Below are 18,315 nucleotides of genomic sequence, written 5' to 3'. Positions count from 1 at the left end.
TGAGGTGGGTGTGTTCCGAGGGTGCCGTGTGCGCCCGGCACGGCGCATCCCCTTTTCCGACATGGGTGAATGGGGGGCATGACCCAACTGCCTCCCCGACGCGCGTTGTCGACGTCTTTCGTCCACGATCACGACGGCGAACGGCTCAGTGGGACGTACGGCGGTGACGGTGCCGCTCCCGGGGCGCCCGCCGCCGTCCTGCTGCACGGGGCGGGCACCGGCAGCAGCAGGCCGCTGCTGCCCCTGCTCGCGGAATTCGCCGGGCGGGGCTGCCACGCGCTGGCCTTCGACTTCTCCGGGCACGGCGAAAGCACCGGCCGGCTCGCCGAGTCGAGCCTGCGCCGCCGGTTCGAGCAGGCCGTGGCGGTGATCGACGCGCGGCTGCCTGCGGACGCGCCGCTGGTCCTGGTCGGGTTCAGCATGAGCGGGCAGACGGTGGCCGACCTGGTCCGCCACTACGGCGACCGGGTCGCCGCGGTGGGCCTCGGCGCGCCCGCGGTGTACGCGGCCGATGCGTGGGACGTGCCGTTCGGGGACGGCACGGGCCGCTTCACCGGCGTCCTGCGCACCCCCGGCAGCTGGCGGGGCTCCCCCGCCCTCGACACGCTGCGCGGCTTCCGCGGCCGGGCGGTGCTGGCCGTCCCCGGCACCGACGCGGTGATCCCGGCGGAGGTGACGGAGGCGGTCCAGGACGCGCTGGCCGCCCGCGCCCAGTACACCCGCTTCGAACTGCCCGACGCGGAGCACAGGTTGGGCTTCTGGCTGCGCGACCGCCCGGAGGACGGGCGGCGGTTCGTGACCGCCGTGCTGACCGGACTCGGCGACCGGGGCTGGACCGCGACCCGCGCCTGGGTGGCCAAGCGGCTCCCGGAGGGCCGGGAGGTCGTCGGGAGCCGCGCGCTGCGCGGGGGCTGGAGCTCGCAGATGCGCCGCCTCACCCTGGACGACGGTTCGGCCCTGGTGCTGCGCACCTTCGTGAAGCCGTTCTTCCGCCGCCACGCCCCGGGCCTGCTGACCCGCGAGGCGGACATGCTCCGGCTGCTCGCCGTGCGGGCGGGAATCCCGGTGCCGGAGCTGGTCGCGGTGGACGCGACCGCCGAACTCTGCGACCACCCCTCGCTGCTGATGACGTCGCTGCCCGGCCGGGTGCGGGTCGACGAGGAGGACCTGGAGCGGCGCGTGGAGCTGCTGGCGGGCGGGCTCGCCCGGATCCACGCGGTCGTACCCGGCGAACGGCCGCGGACTTACCAGGCGTGGACGTCACCGGACCGGGTGCGCACCCCCGGGGGCGCGCTGTGGGAGCGGGCGGTGGACGTGATCCGCCGTGACCCGCCGCCGTACGACGGCTGCTTCCTGCACCGGGACTTCCACCCGGGGAACGTGCTGTTCGACGGCGCCGGCGACAGCCTGCGGATCAGCGGGATCGTGGACTGGGTGGAGACCTCGTGGGGGCCCGCCGACCTGGACGTGGCCCACTGCTCGACGGCTCTGGCGCTGCTGCACGGGCCGGAGTGGGGGCTCGGCTTCCGGGAACGCTACGAGCGGCACGGCGGTCGCCGGCTCGCCGACGGCGCGGACCACCTGTACTGGCGGCTCCTGGACGCGCTCGGCTACTCCCCCGACGCGGTCAGGCTCGCCGGGCCGTGGCGGGAGCTGGGCCGGACGGATCTCACGCCTGAGGTGCTGGGCGGGCGGCTGGAGGCGTACGTCCGGGGCCTGCTGGAGCGCTACGCCGGCTGACCGGACCCGATCGGGGCGGCCGGCGCTCACGGCTCCGGAGCGGCCGTGACCACGCCCGCTGCCACGGCCGCGCCCAGCGCGGTGTGGTCGGCGGCGGTCTGGTCGGCGTAGCGCAGCGCGAAGTCGGCGACCGCGCGGTCGAAGGTGTCGGCACCGCCGAGGTAGGCGGCGATGGCGATGCGGTCACCGGAGCGGGCGTGCGCGCGGGCCAGGGCGGTGCCGCACAGGGCCGCGTAGGCGTGCAGGTCGCCGGGGGTCATGCCGGCGACGTCGGCGGAGCCCTTCATGTCGCGCAGCTGACGCCAGTAGAAGGCGCGGCCCTGGGGCCCGGTCGTCCAGCCGAGGAAGATGTCGCCCGAGGCCTGGAGCAGCCGCTGACCGGCGACGACCCGGTGGCCGGGATGGTCGTAGGGCCCGCTCGGCAGGTGCTCCTCCAGCACGGATCTGCGGGCCTCCTTGATCTGGAGGAACAGCGGGTCCGCGGCGTCGCGGCCCTCCAGCAGCACGATGAAGCAGCGGGTGCCGACGCTGCCGACGCCGACCACCTTGCGGGCGGCGTCGGCGAACCGGTAGCGCTCCAGGAGCAGCCGGCGTTCCTCGGCGAGGGTGGAGCGGTAGTCGCTGAAGATCTTGCGCAGGGCGGCCGTGTCGGGAACGCCGGCCGGTTCGAGCAGCGGCGGGTCGTGGATGATGCGGCGCCGCCCGTCGACGACCTCGGTCAGCTTGTCGAGGGCCTGCAGGCTGGTACGGCGACGGGCCCGGGTGAGGCTGGCCTCGACGCGGCGGCGGCGCCGGGCGGAGCGGACCAGCGGCAGCAGCCCGTCCGCCTCGATGCGCTCGTACCAGACGTCCAGCTCGCCCATCCGGGCCAGCCGCCGCATGGTGGTGCGGTAGGCGGCGGCCGCCTCCAGCGCGGACCGGTGCGCCTTGGCGTCGCCGTGCCCGTTCTCGCGGGCGGCCACCGCCGTGCTGGCGGCGAGCCGTTTGACGTCCCACTCGAAGGGGCCGGGAAAGGTCTCGTCGAAGTCGTTGAGGTCGAACAGCAGGGTGCGTTCCGGGGAGGCGTACAGGCCGAAGTTGAGCAGGTGGGCGTCGCCGCACAGCTGCACGGTCAGCCCGGTGTGCGACTGGGTGGCGAGATCGGCGGCCAGCACGGCGGCGGCGCCGCGCAGGAAGGCGAACGGGGAGGCGGCCATCCGCCCGTACCGGATGGGCAGCAGCTCCGGCATCCGGTCCTGGCCCTGCCGCTCCAGTACGGCGACGGGGTCCTGCCGGTCGACGGGGGCGAGCCAGGCGGCGTGCGCGGTGCGGGGGACGTGCTTGCGGACGGCCTTGCCCTGCCGGGCGCGCTCGGCCGGCGTGGCGGTGGTGTTCACGGTGCGGCGGCCGGCGGCCGTATGCGGGGGTGGTCGTTGCCGTCGCGCTCCATCGCACACCTCCCGGGGTCACGGTCTCCTGTTCGCAGTGAACGGCCGGGGCGGGGGCGGCGCATGCCCGGTACGGCGATCGGGTGACGGGCGGTGGGAGGCGTGGGCGGGGGGCCGGTTGTCAGTGGCGTCGGGCAGGATCGACGGCAGGGACCCGGCTGACGGGAACCGGGCCCCTGGGGAGGTCGGAATGAGCGGCGGGACGGCACTGCGGCACATCGGCACGGCGGAGCGGCGGGCCCGGCTGGGGCTGCGGCACCGGCTGGCGGCGGAGGCGCGGGCGGCGAGCCCGGAGGAGGTCGCCGAGGCGCTGGTGGCGCTGCACGGCACGGATCCGGCGACCGTCCATCTGGCGGTCGGCGCCCGGCTGGCGGAGCCGGTGAAGACGGTCGCGGAGACCGAGCGCGCGCTGTACGAGGACAGGACCCTGGTCCGGATGCACGGCATGCGGCACACCGTGTTCGTGTTCCCGACACAGCTGACCGCCGTCGTGCACGCCTCGACGGGGATCACGGTCGCCGCGCGGGAGCGGGCCTCGCTGGTGAAGGACATGGCGAAGGCGGGCGCGCCGGACGCCGCGTGGCTGGCCGAGGTGGAGGCGTCGGCGCTGGCCGCGCTGGCGCGGCGCGGGGAGGCGACGGCGGCCGAGCTGGCGGCGGACGAGCCACGGCTGCGGGAGCAGTTCGTTTACGCGGCCGGGAAGAGCTACGAGGGCGTGCACACGGTCTCCGGCCGGCTGCTGCGGGTGCTGGGGGTGGAGGGCAAGGTGGTCCGGGGCCGCCCGCTGGGCTCCTGGACGTCGTCGCAGTTCCGCTGGGCGCCGGCGCCGGAGCATCCGGAGCTGGACGTCGCCGGGGCGCAGGCGGACCTGCTGCGCCGCTGGCTCACCGTCTGCGGGCCGGCCACCGAGGCGGACCTGAAGTGGTGGACGGGGTGGCGGGTCACGGAGGTGCGCCGGGCTCTGGGGGCGATCGGGGCGCGGGAGGTCGGGCTGGACGAGGGCACGGGGTACGTCGTCGACGGCGACGAGGACCCGGTGGCGGCCCCCGCCGAGCCCTGGGCGGCCCTGCTGCCCGCGCTCGACCCGACCGCCATGGGCTGGCAGCAGCGGGACTGGTATCTCGCGCCGGAACTGCGCGCGTCCCTCTTCGACCGCAGCGGCAACGTCGGACCGACCGTGTGGTGGGACGGCCGGGTGGTGGGCGGCTGGGCCCAGCGGCCCGACGGCGAGATCGTCTGGCGGATCCTCGAGGGCACCGGGCTGGGCCGGGAGGCGGAGGCGGCGATCGGCGCGGAGGCGGAAAGACTGCGGGAGTGGGTGGGGCAGACCCGGGTGACTCCGCGCTTCCGGACGCCGCTGGAGCGGGAGTTGGCCGGGTGAGGCGCTTCCGGTGCCGTGAGGCGCTTCCGGTGCCGGGTGAGGCGCTCCCGGTGCCGGGCGCCGCACGAGGACACGGCACCCGGCACCGGCCTCACCTCACCGGCTGTACTTCATCAGCGCCCGCACCATGTGGCACGTCGTGTCCGACGGCGGGTGGACACCGATGAGCCGCGCGGTGTCGCGGATCGTCTCGTTGCGGGCCTGGCCCGGCAGGTACACGCCGGAGTCGAGCAGCGCTATGGCCAGGCGCATCGCCTTGAGCCGGCGGTTGTGCGAGATGTACCACTCGCGCGGCCGCCCCGCCGGCAACGGCCGCTTCGCGACCGGGACGTACGGCAGGTCGAGCTGGACGGCGCGGCGGGCGGTGGACTGGGTGGGCAAGGGCTTCGGCTTCAGTGCGGCAGCGGGCACGGGCATCCTCCTGTCGCGGTCAGAGAACCGCCCGGAAGGCCCCGGCGATCCCCTCGAACACTGCTTCAATTCTACTGCCCGCCACTGACAATCGGATGACCCTGAGACGCAGGATATCCCCAGGTGAGCAAGGGAATTGGCGATGCGTCAGAACGGTTTCCCGAGACCCCTGGGACGCACCCTCAAAATCGAACAGAGCAGGGTGCCCGCACTGCGCCCGGCGACCCCCGGCGTACCGTGTCCGGCATGGAAATCTGGATCAACCCCGCCTGCTCCAAGTGCCGCAGCGCGATCAGCCTGCTCGACGCCGAGGGCGCCGACTACACCGTCCGCCGCTACCTGGAGGACGTGCCGACCGAGGACGAGATCCGCGACGTGCTCGACCGCCTCGGCCTCGAACCGTGGGACATCACCCGCACCCAGGAGCCCGCCGCCAAGGAGCTGGGCCTGAAGGAGTGGCCGCGGGACGCCGCCTCGCGCGACCGCTGGGTGACGGCGCTGGCCGAGCACCCGAAGCTGATCCAGCGCCCCATCATCACCGCCGACGACGGCACGGCCGTGGTCGGCCGCACCGACGAGGCGGTACGCGACATCTTGTCCCGTTAGCGGCGTTTCCAACTGTTCGTCGGCGGGGGCGAGTCGGGGTGGCTCCCGCTGTTACCCTCCGCCGCCATGACCTTCGGTGATCAAGGAATCGACCCATACGCCCAGTGGGCGGCCGAGCAGGAGCGCATACGGAGGCACCGCCGCACCCGCTGGGCGGTGGCCGGAGCGACCGGTGCCGTCCTGCTCGCCGCCGTCGCCGCCGGGACCGTGATGTACACCGGCGGCGACGAAGGCGACACCGCCGCCCCGCCGCCCGCGACCGCCTCCGGGACCACCGCCGCCCCGGTGGTCCCCTCCGTCACCAGCTCGCTGCCGCCGGACGCCCCGTCCGCCCTCCCCTCCCTGCTGGCGCGCCCCGTGGTCCGGCCCGAGCAGGCGTTCCCGGCGACGAGCGTGCGCCTGGACGACGGCTCCCGCTACGAGCGGGTCGACCTGGCCACCACACCCGACTGCGCCCAGGGCATGTCCCCGGAGCTGGCCGCGCTGATCGAGCAGGGCGAGGGCTGCCTGCGGCTGACCGCCGCGCTGTTCACGGACGTGGAGCGGCGCTCGCAGGTGACGGTGACCGTACTGAGCTTCCGCCGCGTCGAGGACGCCTCGTCGGTGTTCGCGATGGCCTCGATGGACCCGGTGACCTATCAGACGGTCTCCCTCGACCCGCCGCCCGAGGCGGGCATGCCGACGGTGCCGCCGGGCTCGGCGGGGGTGTTCCGCCGGCTGATGACGGTCCGCTCGGTGGTGTTCGCCAACGGCCAGTGGGGCGACGGCGCGGAGACGGAGGAGGCCGCGATCACGGCGCAGACCGAGGACCTGCTCCAGTACGTCAACGACAACGTGGTTGCGTACGAGGAGGGCTGAGAGGAGCCCGGGCCGGCAGGCGGCGGAGCGGGAAACCCGCACCCCAACCCCCGTGTGACACAGCCCACTTCAACATCCTCCCGTGACCGCTGAGTAACCTCGTTCGGGATCTCGTACATAGCGGCGTACGCTCCACCGACCTCTTCAGGAGGCGCGCATGTCGCGTAGGAGAACGCTCAGTACGAAGAAGAAGATCGCGCTGCTGGTGAGCGCGGCGACGGTGGCGGGGGGCGGGGCCTTCGTCATGGCGAGCACGTCGAACGCCGCGCAGTCGGCGAAGGACTCGTCCGTCTGCCAGGGTCTCGCCACCGCGCTCGGCAACAACCAGCGGTTCATCGAGGGACAACGGGCCAATCCGGACGCGCAGTCGGAGGCGAGGATCGCCAACCGCGAGGCGGTCATCGCCGAGATCCAGCGCAAGCAGGAGGCGTCCGGGTGCGAGGTGGGCGAGGCGGTCGGGGGGTCGGCTCAGGACTCCCAGGCCGGGCAGCCCGCCGACCCGTCCGCGCCCGCCGAGGAGGCCCAGCCCTCCGCTCCCGCGGAGGAGGCCGCGCCCTCCGAGCCAGCGGAGGAGGCACAGCCGTCCGCGCCCGCCGAGGCGGCCGGGCAGCAGGTGTGCAACGGCTCCACCGTCACCCTCTCCGGCGAGGGCGGCGCCCCGGCCGCGTCCAGCAACCAGTTCCCGGCCGGGACGAAGCTGAAGGTCACCAACCTGGACAACAACAAGTCCACGACGGTGGAGGTCACCTCGGTCTCCGGCAGCTGTGTGCTGCTCAACAACGCGGCCTTCGAGCAGGTCCGGGAGCCCGGCAAGTTCCTGATCCGCCGGGCCGTGATCGAGAAGGTGGGGTGAGGCTCAGGAACCTGACGATCCACGCAGGAATCCGCTGAGGCGGCGGCCCGTACCGGGGGGTGCGGAGTGCGGCAGCGCGTGATGGGAGACGTCCGGGAGGACGACCGTCTCGACGTGCGGCAGCAACTCTTCCGCCCGGGCCGCCACCTTGCGCGGGTCATGCGTCCTGCCGCTCGCGGCCACGAGCAGCAGGACCGGCAGGTCGAGCCCGCGCAGCGCCCGGGGGGTCGGGCGCGGGCCGGTCACCGGCTTCACGGAAGGGAAGCCGGCGGCCGCCTCCTGGAGGCGGAGCCAGTCGGGGTCCAGGGGTGCTCCCCCGGTCTCCCACTCCAGGAATGCGCGGACGCTCCGCGCGGAGGGCCGCAGCAGCATCGGCAGGGCGTGCAGCAGGTACGCCGTCTTGTACCCGGCGAAGCACTGGGTCGGGTCCAGGAGGAACAGACGGCGCACCCGCCGCGGCGAACGCAGGGCGTGGTGCAGGGCGATCCACGCCCCGTACGAGTGCCCGCCGACGTCCGCCGCGCCGATGCCGAGGCCGTCGAGGAGCGCGTCCAGCCAGGCCGTCAGGTCGGCGACCGTACGGAGGGGACGGTCGCCGGCCGGGACGCTGCGGCCGGGGTCGCCGATCAGGTCGACGGCGTGCACGCGGTGCTCGCGGGCCAGGTCGGCGGCCTGCGCGTACCAGGAGGCCGAGGTGGCCCCGCCGCCGGGCAGCAGAAGCAGCGGGGGCGCGTCGCGCGGGCCGCAGACGTTGACGTACGTGCTGCCGTACGGCGTGGGCACCTCGCGTGCCTCCCGCTCGGCCGGCCACTTGGCCATCACCTTGTCGTACGCCGCCCGGAAGCCGTCGGTGTCGTACATGCTCTCCGCCCCCCTCGTCACGGTTATTATCTCGCTCAGCGAGATACACGTCTGGCGAGATGATAGGCGGAGGGCGTCGGCATGGCGAGTGAGGGACCGGAGATGGAGCTCGTCCATCTGCTGCGGGCGGTGACGGTCGAACTGGGCCTGCACAGCGCGCGATTCGCGAACCGGAACGGTATGCACCCGACGGACGTCCGCGCCCTGATCGCGCTCATGGACGCCACGCGGGTCGGCGAGGAGATGACCGCGGGCAGGCTCGGCGCGGCGCTCGGGCTGAACTCCGCGGGGACCACGGCACTCGTCGACCGCCTGGAACGGGCCGGCCATGTGCGGCGGGTGCGCGGGCGGCGCGACCGGCGCCAGGTGGTCGTCGAGGTCGAGCAGCGGGCGGTGGAGCTGGGCCAAGCCCACTTCGGCCCGCTCATCGCCCATGCCGTGGAGCTGCTGCGGGGTTACGACGAGCGGGAGCGGGCGGCGATCCGCGGCTTCCTGGAAGGGGTGCGGGAGGCGGCGGCCGGGGCGGACTGAGCGCGGGGTTCCCCGGCCGGCCGGGGTATTCCCATCGCATACGAGCCGCCTGGCCGCTCACCGTCCGCGAACGCGAACGGTGAGGTCCCGCACCGACGGCTCCCTCACGATGTGAGTCGCGCCACACCACCCCCAGGTAACACGGGGTTCACAAACGAGCAATGACCGGGAAATCGCCTGTTGACAGGCTCACGGACATCAACGCGGCGCCCCAGTGCCGCAGCGCCGCAGCACCCGCAAGTGCGTCAGACACACCCCCGAAGGAAGTGGCCCGTGACCTTCAAGGCTGAGTACATCTGGATCGACGGCACCCAGCCGACCGCCAAGCTCCGCTCCAAGACCAAGATCATCGCGGGTGAGCCCGCCGGTCTGGACGCACTGCCGATCTGGGGCTTCGACGGGTCCTCCACGAACCAGGCCGAGGGCCACTCCTCGGACCGTGTCCTCAAGCCGGTCTTCACCTGCCCCGACCCGATCCGCGGCGGCGACGACATCCTCGTCCTCTGCGAGGTCCTGAACATCGACATGACGCCGCACGAGTCCAACACCCGTGCCGCGCTGGCCGAGGTCGCGGAGAAGTTCGCCGCGCAGGAGCCGATCTTCGGCATCGAGCAGGAGTACACCTTCTTCGACGGCTCCCGCCCGCTCGGCTTCCCCGAGGGCGGCTTCCCCGCCCCGCAGGGCGGCTACTACTGCGGTGTCGGCGCCGACGAGATCTTCGGCCGCGACATCGTCGAGAAGCACCTGGACAACTGCCTGAAGGCGGGCCTGGGCATCTCCGGCATCAACGCCGAGGTCATGCCGGGCCAGTGGGAGTTCCAGGTCGGCCCGCTCGCCCCGCTGGAGGTCTCCGACCAGCTGTGGGTGGCCCGTTGGCTGCTCTACCGCACCGCCGAGGACTTCGGCATCTCCGCGACCCTCGACCCGAAGCCGGTCAAGGGCGACTGGAACGGCGCCGGCGCGCACACCAACTTCTCCACCAAGGCGATGCGCGAGGGCTACGACGCGATCATCACCGCCTGCGAGTCGCTCGGTGAGGGCTCGAAGCCGCTCGACCACGTCAAGAACTACGGCGCGGGCATCGACGACCGCCTGACCGGTCTGCACGAGACCGCCCCGTGGGACGAGTACTCCTACGGCGTCTCCAACCGCGGCGCCTCGGTCCGCATCCCGTGGCAGGTCGAGAAGGACGGCAAGGGCTACATCGAGGACCGCCGTCCGAACGCCAACGTCGACCCGTACGTGGTGACCCGCCTGCTGGTGGACACCTGCTGCTCCGCCCTGGAGAAGGCCGGCCAGGTCTGATCCGCATCGCGGCTCCGTGAGGGGACGCCCGCCTTTCCGGCGGGCGTCCCCTCACGCGTTCATGGCCGAGAGCGTCCAAGCAGTGAGAGAAGGGTCCCGGACCATGGGCGGCGTCTGCTTGAATGGAGGCATGGCCAGCTTCCAGAAGTACTCCGCGACGGGTCGCCATGACCTCGAGCCCTTCTGGCCTTCCCGTCAGCACCACGACTTCGACCGGGTGTGTTGCCGCGCGACGAACGCGCCGGCCCTCTAAAGCCGTCACACCCTGGCCTTCGGCCGGCGCGCCGACGTACGTCCCCTTCCCGACGGACTCCTCGCGCGAAAGAGCTGACCTCTCATGGCGACCACTCGTTCCCTGCCCACCGCCCCCTCACCCGTCTCCCGGCACCGGCTGCGAGCCGTCGGCCGCGACGACGTCGTCGACGTGACGGACTTCCTGCCGCCGGGCGCCACCTGGCTGCCGGCCCCGCCGCACACCCTGCCCGCCCTGCCGGGCCGGCCGCCGATGGTCGGGTACCTGGTGCTCGTCCCGGCCGACCAGCAGACGCCGTTCGCGCCGGTCGCGGTGCCGGACCAGCAGCCCGCCGGCATACCCGCCCCCGAGGCGGCCGCCGCCGAACCCCTCATCCGCATCGACTCCGTCCGCCGCACCGCCCAGGTGGACGGCCACGAACTCGACCTGACCTACCTGGAGTTCGAACTCCTCGCCCACCTGGTGGCCAACCCGCACCGGGTGCACACCCGCGACCAGCTGGTCACCACGGTGTGGGGGTACGGGCACGTGGGCGACGGCCGCACGGTCGACGTGCACATCGCCCGGCTGCGCCGCAAGCTGGGCGCCGAGCACCGCGACACCATCCGCACCGTGCGCCGGGTCGGCTACAAGTACACGCCGCCGACCGGTCGCTGAGTCTGCCCACGGCAGATTCCCCTTCCCCGCCGCGCGGTCGGCGGGCAGAGTCACCGGCATGAGACTTCTCGTGCTGGGCGGAACGGAGTTCGTGGGGCGGGCCGTCGTGGACGCGGCCCTGGAACGCGGCTGGGAGGTGACCGTCTTCCACCGGGGGCGCCACACGGCGCCCGACGGGGCGCGGGCGCTGCACGGCGACCGCACCGCGCCCGACGGGCTCGCCGCGCTCGCCGAAGGCGAATGGGACGCCGTCGTCGACACCTGGTCGGCGGCGCCCCGCGCGGTGCGGGACGCGGCGCGGCTGCTGCGGGGCCGCGCCGCCCGATACGTGTACGTGTCCAGCTGCTCGGTGTACGACTGGGCGCCGCCCGCCGGATACACCGAGGAGGCGCGGTTGGTCGAGGGCGCCGAGCCGGACGCGGAGCAGACCGAGTACGCGCGTGACAAGCGGGGCGGCGAACTGGCCGCGCTCGACGCTTTCGGCGCGGACCGCACGCTGCTGGTGCGCGCCGGGCTGATCATCGGGCCGTACGAGAACGTGGGCCGGCTGCCGTGGTGGCTGACCCGGACGGCCCGCGGCGGCCCGGTGCTGGCGCCGGGCCCCCGGGACCTGCCCGTTCAGTACGTGGACGTCCGCGACCTGGCCGAGTGGATCCTCGGGGGCGTCGAGCAGGAGCTGAGCGGCCCGTACAACCTGATCTCCCCGCGGGGCCACGCCACCATCGGCACCCTTCTGGAGGCCTGCGCGCGCGTCACCGGCGGGACGGCCGAACTGTGCTGGACCGACCCCGAGTTGATCCTGGAGGCCGGGATCGAGCCCTGGACCCAGCTGCCGGTGTGGGTGCCGCCGAACAGTGATCTGCACGAGGCGCTGCACTGCGCGGACGTCTCGCGGGCGGTCGCGGCGGGCCTGCGCTGCCGTCCCGTCGAGGAGACCGTCGCCGACACCTGGAACTGGCTCCGCGAACTCGGCGGGGTGGCCCCGCTCCGCCCCGACCGGCCGCAGAAGGGCCTGGATCCGGAGACGGAGGCGAAGGTGCTCGCCCAGCGGGAAAGTCGTCAACTGCTGTAAACCAGAGGCAATTTCCGGAACGTTTGAACACCCGTGGGACCGGTTCCGTATGGAGGGGAGCCGCTTCACTCCTGTCGGGCGCCTCGATGCTGCCCCGCAAGGAAGTCAGAGGAGTTCCATGGGACGCAACACACGAAAACGCCGTACGCCGCTGGCCACCAAGGCCATTGCCGCATCGGCGGCCCTAGCGCTCGGTGGGGGCGGGCTGATCTGGGCGAACTTCTATGCCTCGGCGCACGAGGAGAACCGCTGGCCGGACCGGACGAAGGCAGCCACGGCGCAGGTCGCCACCATCGACTGCCCGGACGTCGGCCAGCAGCTCACCGAGGTACCGGACCAGGCGCGGGGCGAGGTGGACGGCGAACTGGCCACGCTCGACCAGCAGATCACCGACGCCTACCAGCGGCTGGCGACCACCCGGGACGCGCAGGCCAGAGACGCGAGCTACGTCCAGAACGCGATCCTCCAGCCGCTCAAGGACCGCCGCAAGGCGATCATCGACCGCATCCAGCTGGAGATCAACCGGGCCGGCGGCAGCGCCTCCGAGGAACTGGACACCCTCTCCGGCTGCACCGGCACACCGGCCGAGCAGCCGCAGACCACGGACGGCCAGAACGGCGACGGCCAGAACGACGGCCAGGACGGCGACGGTCAGCAGCAGGACGGCGGGGACCAGAACCAGGACGGCGGGGACCAGAACGGCGACGGAGACCAGAACGGCGACGGCCAGCAGGGCGACGGCGGCCAGCAGCAGGGCAACGGCGGTCAGGCCGGCAACGGCCCGGTGGCGGCCGACTTCCAGGACATCACCACCGTCCAGCCCGGCTCCCGCAACCTGCCGAACGGGCTCGCCGCGAACGGCCGGTCCGGATCGCGGGGCAGCTTCACCACGAAATGCGGCACCAACGGCAACGACAACCACAACACGGACAACGTGATCGTCGCCCCCGGTGTCACCAACGGCGCCCACCACCTGCACGACTACGTCGGGAACCAGAACAACGACGCCTTCGCGAGCGACGAGGACCTGGCGGCCGCCGGCACCAGCTGCCAGAACCAGGGCGACAAGTCGTCGTACTTCTGGCCGGTGCTGCGCCTCCAGGACGGCTCGCAGGACTTCGACCAGAACGCCGCCGGCGGCGGCACGGAGGGCAACGTCGGCCGCATCCTGCAGCCCAAGGTGGCCCAGCTGAAGTTCGTCGGCAACAAGCGCGGCCCGGTCGTCGCGATGCCGCCGGCGCTGCGCATCATCACCGGTGACGCCAAGGCCTTCGTCAACGGCCTGGCGAACGCCAACACCGCGTGGACCTGCACCGGCTTCGAGGACCGGCAGCTGACGGACAAGTACCCGCTGTGCCCCGAGGGCAGTGACGTGGTGCGCCTGTCCAACTTCCAGAGCTGCTGGGACGGCCAGAACATCGACAGCGCCAACCACCGCACCCACGTGGCGTTCGTCCAGGCCGACGGCTCCTGCGCCAACGGCTTCAAGGCGATCCCGCAGCTCCAGGTGCGGCTGGTGTACGAGGTTCCGACCCCGACCATCGAGAACGGGGTGGTCCAGAACCCGTTCGCGGTGGACACCTTCCCGGAGCAGCTGCACAAGCCGATCACCGACCACAACGACTTCATCAACTTCTTCTCCCCGCAGTTGATGAACAAGATGGTCGACTGCATCAACACCGGCCGTAAGTGCGCGTGAGCCCGGCGAAGGCCGGCGGCGAGGGGCTTCCCCTCACCGCCGGCCTTCGGCGTGTCCGGTCACGTGCCGGGACGGTCGCGTGCCGGGGCGGTCGGTGCAGGTCAGTGCCCCGCGTGCGAGGCCCCGTGGCCGGCTCCGTGGTCCTTGCCCTCCTCCAGCGTCCCGCCGAGCGTCCCGCGCAGCGCCGTCACCACCTCGGTCTCGCCGACGGCCACCCACTTGCGGCCGACCAGGTAGTGACCGCCGTAGTCCTTCGCCCCGTTGATCCACTCGCGCTGGCCGCGGTCGGTGGCGAAGGTGGCGAGGATGAACTTGCCGTCGCCGTTCTCGCAGATCGCCTGCCGGATCTCGTCGGCGTCCGTCTGCATGTCCGGTGCGCAGTCCACCTCCGCTGCCAGCTGTTCCAGGCTCCCCGCGGCGGTCTCGGGCACCTCCGCCCGCGCACCGCCGGAGCCGCAGCCCGCGAGCGCCAGGGCGGCCACGGCCACGGCGAGCATCGGTCGGATCAGCCTCATCAGTTCCTCCGGTCGGGCGTCGAACGGGCAGCTGCCTCAGGTCGATACGGCTGCCGGGACCGGGGTGCTCAAATCGCCCACGCGAATCGCCGGCCGGTCCCCCGAACGGGTGTGACCATCCGCCGTGCCGCTCGTTCTCCCGGACGTGCAGTCACAGGATTTCGCCCAGCGTCAGAACTCCCCGGCCGTCGCCGATCCGGTGGTCGACGTCGAGCGTGCCGAGGCCGCGCTCGTCGAGCACTACCCCCGGCTGGTCCGCCTGGCCTACCTGGTGCTGCCCCCGAGTCTGGGCCGCAACCGGCGGGTCCTCACCGCCCACGCGCTCACCCAGCGGGCCCTGCCGCGCGGCCGTGCCCGGGCCTCGGTCATCCCGGCCCAGGCCACGGGCCGCGAGGGCGACCCCGGGTACGCGCTGCTGCGCCTGCGGGTGCTGCGCTCGGCGCTGGAGGCGGGACTCCCGCTGCGGCGCAGGGCGTGGCCGAAGCGCTCCCAGCTGCCGCCGCTGCTCCCCCAGGTGTGGGGGCTGCGGCTGTTCCCGCGCTCGGGTGGCGCCGACGAACTCGCCCTGGACCAGCAGCTGTCGGCGCTGTCCGCCCCCGCCCGTGCCGTCCATGTGCTGCGCGGCCTGGAGCGGCTGGCCGACCCCGACGTCCGTACGGTCCTCTCGGCCGCCGGGGTCGAGGACCCGCGGGCCGCGCTCGCCGAGGCCGACACCGTCGCCGCGCGGTACGCGCTGCTGGACTCCCCCGAGTTCGACCCGTGCTCCCTCCAGGCCCGGCCCACCGACCTGATGCGCCGCCGCCAGCATCTGAAGGCGGCGCTCGCGGCGGCCGCGGCGGCCGCGGTGTGCGGGGCGCTGCTCGCGCTGCCCGGTGACGGCTGGGGCCCGGACGGCGCCGCCGCGCCCCCGTACGCGCTGAACGCCGCCGCCCAGGCCGCCCTCGACCCGGCCAGGCTGACCAAGGTGGCGCCCACGGTCTGGCGGTCGGCGACCCGCAGCGACTTCTCGGTGTGGCCGGCCCGCGGCGACCTCACCGACGACACCGCGCTGCTGCGCCGCACCCTCGCCGTCTGGGCCCGCCCCGGCGAGAACGTCCGGGTCTCGGCGACCCCGGGCACCCCATCCGGCGGCCCGGCCGGACCGCCGCAGCTGCTGTACGCGGGGCGGGTGGACCGGGCCCGGGTGGTGATCCTCTACGACGGCCTGCGCATCGCCCGCTACGCCGAGCCGAAGGACGGCACGGCGGGCGCCGCCCTGGACTTCGCCCGCGCGGACGGCGCGACCCGGGCCGAGGCGAGCGCGCTGGTGCTGGGCCGCACCGACGGCAACGTCCGCTATCTGATGGCCCCCTGGGTGAAGTCGGCGGCCGAGCGGGACCTGACGAAGCCGGGCTCCGGCGCGATGGCGCTGACCCTGACCGGCGGGATCACCTCGCCGCTGGCCAGCCCGGTCACCCGGACCGGCTCGTGCACCTCCTGGAACGTGCTCCAGGTGACCGACGGTTCCGGCACCCGGCTGATGGCCGACCTCGGCGAGCTGATGCCGGCCCGGCTCACCAGCGGCCGTCCGGGCTCGGTCGAGGACGCGGCGGGCGCGCGGGCGCTGCGCACCTGGGCGCCGTTCGCCTGTTCGCTGGGGGCGGCCCGCGGGCAGGGCGTGCGTTCGGTGAACGCCTGGGAGTACGCCCGGCAGCCGCTGCCCGACGGCAGCGGTTCGGCGGCCTGGGTGTGTACGCGGGCGGAGACCTGGCGGGGCGGCGGCGAGCAGGTGCTGGCCCAGTTCCAGACGCCGGGCGGGGCGTACGGCGCGGTCGCGGCGAAGGGCGGCGACGTACCGGCGTGCGGCGTGAAGGATCCGCATGTGCTGGCCGGGGTGCTGTGGAAGTCCGAGGCCGGCGCCTGGTATCTGCTGGCCGCCGGGAGCGGGGACACCACGTCGGTCAGCGCGTCGGGCGGGGTGAACGGATCGGCGAACGGCAACCTGCTGACCGTACGGACCGAGCAGGGCGCGCGGGCCGAGCTGAAGGGGACGCTGAAGAGCGGGCGGTCGATCAGCGGCCTCCGCCAGGACACGCCCTGAGGACAGCCTCGCTGACTCCGGTGTCAACAAGCTCGCGCAGAGGGCTTCACCCCCGGCCTACCCGTCAGTACATTGACGCCATGTCTAACAAGCAGGCCGGGGTGCCGGAGCCCGTCGAGTCCGAGCGGATACCGCTCAAGGCGCGGAAGGTGTCGTTCTCCTGGGAGGGCACCCCGCTGCACTGGGTGCCGGGGGACCCGTTCACCACGCACACGATCAATGTGCTGCACCTGCTGCTGCCGGCCGGTGAGCGCTGGTTCGTGCACGTCTACAAGCAGGTGCTGCCCTACATACGCGACGAGCGGCTGCGCGAGGACGTCATCGGGTTCATCGGCCAGGAGGCGATGCACTCCCAGGCCCATGACGAGGTGCTGCCGCACTTGCGGGAGCAGGGGCTCGATCCGACGCCGTACACCGCCCAGGTCGACTGGCTCTTCGAGAAGCTGCTCGGCGACCGCACCCTCCCGCCGGGCCGGGCCCGCCGCTGGTGGCTGATGGAGCGGGTGGCGCTGATCGCGGCGATCGAGCACTACACCGCGTTCCTCGGCGACTGGGTGCTCAACGCGGAGGAGCTGGACCGGCGGGGCGCCGACCCCACCATGCTGGACCTGCTGCGCTGGCACGGAGCGGAGGAGGTCGAGCACCGTTCGGTCGCCTTCGAGCTGTTCATGCACGTCGACGGCGGCTACCGGCGCCGGGCCCGCACCTGGGCCACCGCGTTCACCGCGCTGGTGTTCCTGTGGCAGCGCGGTGTCCGCTTCTTCATGGAGAACGACCCGACCCTCCTGGACGGCAAGGCCACCTTCAAGGACTTCCACGTGCGCGGGCGGCACGGACTGCTGCCCTCGACCGGGGACATGCTCAGGTCCGTCCCGCGCTATCTGAGCCGCGACTACCACCCCTCGCAGGAGGGTTCCACCGAGCAGGCGATCGCGTATCTCGCCTCCTCCCCCGCCGCCGTGGCCGCCGACGCCGCCGTCACCGCCGCCGTCGCCGACGACAAGAGGAGCGCCGCCTGATGCCGAAGCCGATGACCGTCGTCCTGGTCGCGGGTGCCGCGCTGCTCGCCCGGCGGGCGCTGCGGCGCCGGATCCAGGCCTCGCCGCTGTGGCCGATGCCGGCGCTGGAGGAGCCGGTCTCCGGGCGGCCCCGGTCGCGGGCGCTGCGGCTGCTGGTCACCGCGCACGAGGAGATCGCCGACGGGGTCGTCCAGCTCCGGCTGGAGGGACACGACCTGCCGCGCTGGGCGCCGGGCGCCCACCTCGACCTGGTGCTGCCGTCGGGGCTGGTGCGGCAGTACTCGCTGTGCGGCGACCCGGAGGACACCTCGTCGTACACGGTGGCGACCCGGCTGGTGCCGGACGGGCGGGGCGGCTCGCGCGAGGTGCACGAGCAGGTGCGGGAGGGCACGGAGCTGGAGGTGCGCGGGCCGCGCAACCGCTTCCCGCTGGTCGAGGCGGACTCGTACGTCTTCGTGGCGGGCGGCATCGGCATCACGCCGGTCCTGCCGATGCTGCGGGCGCTGCCGGACGGCACCGAGTGGCGGCTGCTGTACGGCGGGCGGACGCGGGCGTCGATGCCGTTCCTGGAGGAGGTCGTGAAGATCGGCGGCGACCGGGTGACGGTCGTCGCGGAGGACGAGGACGGGCTGCCGGACCTGGACGCGCTGCTCGCGGACGTGCCGGAGGGGGCCGCCGTCTACTGCTGCGGGCCCGAAGGGCTGATGGCGGCTGTGGAGGAACGATTCCCCGGGGTCCGTACGGAACGGTTCGCGCCACGTACGGCGGCGGGCGGCGAGGGCGCCTTCGAGGTGGAACTGCGTCGCAGCGGCGTGACGTTGACGGTGCCGGCGGACCGGAGCGTGCTGGACGCCGTCCGGGACGAGCTGCCGAACACGGCGTACTCCTGCGCGCAGGGGTTCTGCGGCACCTGCCAACAGCGGGTGCTGGAGGGCGAGGTGGACCACCGGGACGAGCTGCTGACGGACGCGGAGCGTGGCGACTCGATGCTGATCTGTGTGTCGCGGGCGCGCAGCGAGCGAATCGTGCTCGACATGTGAAGCCAGA

At 73.3% G+C, this 18,315-nt stretch carries 17 protein-coding genes; 13 read left to right on the top strand and 4 right to left on the bottom strand.

The annotated features are described in order from the left end of the window. Positions 1–78 precede the first annotated feature (78 nt). Positions 79–1,740, top strand: coding sequence for an alpha/beta fold hydrolase (locus tag ACSU6L_RS27090; RefSeq protein WP_437060888.1), 1,662 nt, complete (start codon positions 79–81; stop codon positions 1,738–1,740). A gap of 26 nt (positions 1,741–1,766) precedes the next feature. Here ACSU6L_RS27090 and ACSU6L_RS27085 read toward each other — a convergent pair whose 3' ends face one another. Further along, positions 1,767–3,116: a DUF2252 domain-containing protein gene (locus ACSU6L_RS27085; protein ID WP_437060886.1), complete on the bottom strand. Its 1,350-nt coding sequence runs from the start codon at positions 3,114–3,116 to the stop codon at positions 1,767–1,769. 241 nt (positions 3,117–3,357) lie between these two features. On the opposite strand from ACSU6L_RS27085, the gene ACSU6L_RS27080 reads away from it, so the two are divergent. Next, positions 3,358–4,548: a winged helix DNA-binding domain-containing protein gene (locus tag ACSU6L_RS27080; RefSeq protein WP_437060884.1), complete on the top strand. Its 1,191-nt coding sequence runs from the start codon at positions 3,358–3,360 to the stop codon at positions 4,546–4,548. A 96-nt stretch (positions 4,549–4,644) separates the two neighbouring features. On the opposite strand, the gene ACSU6L_RS27075 is transcribed toward ACSU6L_RS27080, so the two are convergent. Then, complete coding sequence (locus ACSU6L_RS27075) at positions 4,645–4,959, bottom strand: hypothetical protein (RefSeq protein ID WP_437060882.1); 315 nt, start codon at positions 4,957–4,959, stop codon at positions 4,645–4,647. Between the two features lie 246 nt (positions 4,960–5,205). Here ACSU6L_RS27075 and ACSU6L_RS27070 point away from each other — a divergent pair, with 246 nt between their 5' ends. The 3 genes from ACSU6L_RS27070 (at position 5,206) to ACSU6L_RS27060 (ending at position 7,276) form a co-directional block, all read left to right on the top strand. Then, positions 5,206–5,565, top strand: coding sequence for an arsenate reductase family protein (locus ACSU6L_RS27070; protein ID WP_437060880.1), 360 nt, complete (start codon positions 5,206–5,208; stop codon positions 5,563–5,565). 66 nt (positions 5,566–5,631) lie between these two features. Beyond that, on the top strand, positions 5,632–6,423 hold the full coding sequence (locus ACSU6L_RS27065) for a hypothetical protein (RefSeq protein WP_437060878.1): 792 nt from the start codon (positions 5,632–5,634) through the stop codon (positions 6,421–6,423). Between the two features lie 157 nt (positions 6,424–6,580). Further along, entirely contained in the window at positions 6,581–7,276 is a 696-nt protein-coding gene (locus ACSU6L_RS27060) for a hypothetical protein (RefSeq protein WP_073942976.1), read from the top strand. Between the two features lie 3 nt (positions 7,277–7,279). Here the strand turns inward: ACSU6L_RS27060 and ACSU6L_RS27055 are convergent, their stop codons facing one another. Then, positions 7,280–8,137, bottom strand: coding sequence for an alpha/beta fold hydrolase (locus tag ACSU6L_RS27055; protein WP_437060876.1), 858 nt, complete (start codon positions 8,135–8,137; stop codon positions 7,280–7,282). An 81-nt stretch (positions 8,138–8,218) separates the two neighbouring features. Between ACSU6L_RS27055 and ACSU6L_RS27050 the strand changes: the two genes are divergently transcribed. The 5 genes from ACSU6L_RS27050 to ACSU6L_RS27030 all read left to right on the top strand — a co-directional run bounded on the left by ACSU6L_RS27050 (position 8,219) and on the right by ACSU6L_RS27030 (position 13,654). Next, a complete protein-coding gene (locus ACSU6L_RS27050) occupies positions 8,219–8,668 on the top strand; it encodes a MarR family transcriptional regulator (RefSeq protein WP_437060874.1) in 450 nt (149 codons plus the stop codon). Between the two features lie 273 nt (positions 8,669–8,941). Further along, positions 8,942–9,973, top strand: a complete 1,032-nt coding sequence (gene glnII, locus ACSU6L_RS27045; RefSeq protein ID WP_437060872.1) for a glutamine synthetase — start codon at positions 8,942–8,944, stop codon at positions 9,971–9,973. 337 nt (positions 9,974–10,310) lie between these two features. Continuing rightward, the gene (locus ACSU6L_RS27040) at positions 10,311–10,883 is read left to right on the top strand and encodes a winged helix-turn-helix domain-containing protein (protein WP_437060870.1); all 573 of its coding nucleotides are present in this window, start codon (positions 10,311–10,313) and stop codon (positions 10,881–10,883) included. A gap of 58 nt (positions 10,884–10,941) precedes the next feature. Beyond that, the gene (locus ACSU6L_RS27035; protein ID WP_437060869.1) at positions 10,942–11,955 is read left to right on the top strand and encodes an NAD-dependent epimerase/dehydratase family protein; all 1,014 of its coding nucleotides are present in this window, start codon (positions 10,942–10,944) and stop codon (positions 11,953–11,955) included. A 118-nt stretch (positions 11,956–12,073) separates the two neighbouring features. Continuing rightward, positions 12,074–13,654 carry a DUF1996 domain-containing protein gene (locus tag ACSU6L_RS27030; protein ID WP_437060867.1) on the top strand — a complete coding sequence of 527 codons (1,581 nt, stop codon included), beginning with the start codon at positions 12,074–12,076 and terminating at the stop codon, positions 13,652–13,654. A 101-nt stretch (positions 13,655–13,755) separates the two neighbouring features. Here the strand turns inward: ACSU6L_RS27030 and ACSU6L_RS27025 are convergent, their stop codons facing one another. Then, positions 13,756–14,169, bottom strand: coding sequence for a hypothetical protein (locus ACSU6L_RS27025; RefSeq protein WP_437060865.1), 414 nt, complete (start codon positions 14,167–14,169; stop codon positions 13,756–13,758). A 145-nt stretch (positions 14,170–14,314) separates the two neighbouring features. Between ACSU6L_RS27025 and ACSU6L_RS27020 the strand changes: the two genes are divergently transcribed. From ACSU6L_RS27020 to ACSU6L_RS27010, 3 genes are all read left to right on the top strand, one after another. Then, positions 14,315–16,249 (top strand): hypothetical protein, encoded by a 1,935-nt coding sequence (locus ACSU6L_RS27020; RefSeq protein ID WP_437060863.1) that lies wholly within the window; start codon positions 14,315–14,317, stop codon positions 16,247–16,249. Between the two features lie 80 nt (positions 16,250–16,329). Continuing rightward, entirely contained in the window at positions 16,330–17,268 is a 939-nt protein-coding gene (locus ACSU6L_RS27015) for a metal-dependent hydrolase (protein WP_437060861.1), read from the top strand. Next, on the top strand, positions 17,268–18,308 hold the full coding sequence (locus ACSU6L_RS27010; protein ID WP_437060859.1) for a PDR/VanB family oxidoreductase: 1,041 nt from the start codon (positions 17,268–17,270) through the stop codon (positions 18,306–18,308). The genes ACSU6L_RS27015 and ACSU6L_RS27010 overlap by 1 nt, the downstream gene beginning before the upstream one ends. The last annotated feature ends 7 nt before the right edge of the window (positions 18,309–18,315 follow it).

Source organism: Streptomyces sp. enrichment culture, assembly GCF_964272855.1.
Lineage (GTDB): Bacteria > Actinomycetota > Actinomycetes > Streptomycetales > Streptomycetaceae > Streptomyces.
The sequence above is the reverse complement of the archived record's forward strand: the minus strand, read 5'-3'. Positions and strand labels throughout refer to the sequence as shown.

Coding starts and splice junctions, on each gene's coding strand:
- ACSU6L_RS27050 (WP_437060874.1), top strand. CDS start 8,219: ATGGCGAGTGAGGGACCGGAGATGGAGCTCGTCCATCTGCTGCGGGCG.
- ACSU6L_RS27035 (WP_437060869.1), top strand. CDS start 10,942: ATGAGACTTCTCGTGCTGGGCGGAACGGAGTTCGTGGGGCGGGCCGTC.
- ACSU6L_RS27090 (WP_437060888.1), top strand. CDS start 79: ATGACCCAACTGCCTCCCCGACGCGCGTTGTCGACGTCTTTCGTCCAC.
- ACSU6L_RS27025 (WP_437060865.1), bottom strand. CDS start 14,169: ATGAGGCTGATCCGACCGATGCTCGCCGTGGCCGTGGCCGCCCTGGCG.
- ACSU6L_RS27015 (WP_437060861.1), top strand. CDS start 16,330: ATGTCTAACAAGCAGGCCGGGGTGCCGGAGCCCGTCGAGTCCGAGCGG.
- ACSU6L_RS27060 (WP_073942976.1), top strand. CDS start 6,581: ATGTCGCGTAGGAGAACGCTCAGTACGAAGAAGAAGATCGCGCTGCTG.
- ACSU6L_RS27030 (WP_437060867.1), top strand. CDS start 12,074: ATGGGACGCAACACACGAAAACGCCGTACGCCGCTGGCCACCAAGGCC.
- ACSU6L_RS27065 (WP_437060878.1), top strand. CDS start 5,632: ATGACCTTCGGTGATCAAGGAATCGACCCATACGCCCAGTGGGCGGCC.
- ACSU6L_RS27070 (WP_437060880.1), top strand. CDS start 5,206: ATGGAAATCTGGATCAACCCCGCCTGCTCCAAGTGCCGCAGCGCGATC.
- ACSU6L_RS27080 (WP_437060884.1), top strand. CDS start 3,358: ATGAGCGGCGGGACGGCACTGCGGCACATCGGCACGGCGGAGCGGCGG.
- ACSU6L_RS27010 (WP_437060859.1), top strand. CDS start 17,268: ATGCCGAAGCCGATGACCGTCGTCCTGGTCGCGGGTGCCGCGCTGCTC.
- ACSU6L_RS27055 (WP_437060876.1), bottom strand. CDS start 8,137: ATGTACGACACCGACGGCTTCCGGGCGGCGTACGACAAGGTGATGGCC.
- ACSU6L_RS27040 (WP_437060870.1), top strand. CDS start 10,311: ATGGCGACCACTCGTTCCCTGCCCACCGCCCCCTCACCCGTCTCCCGG.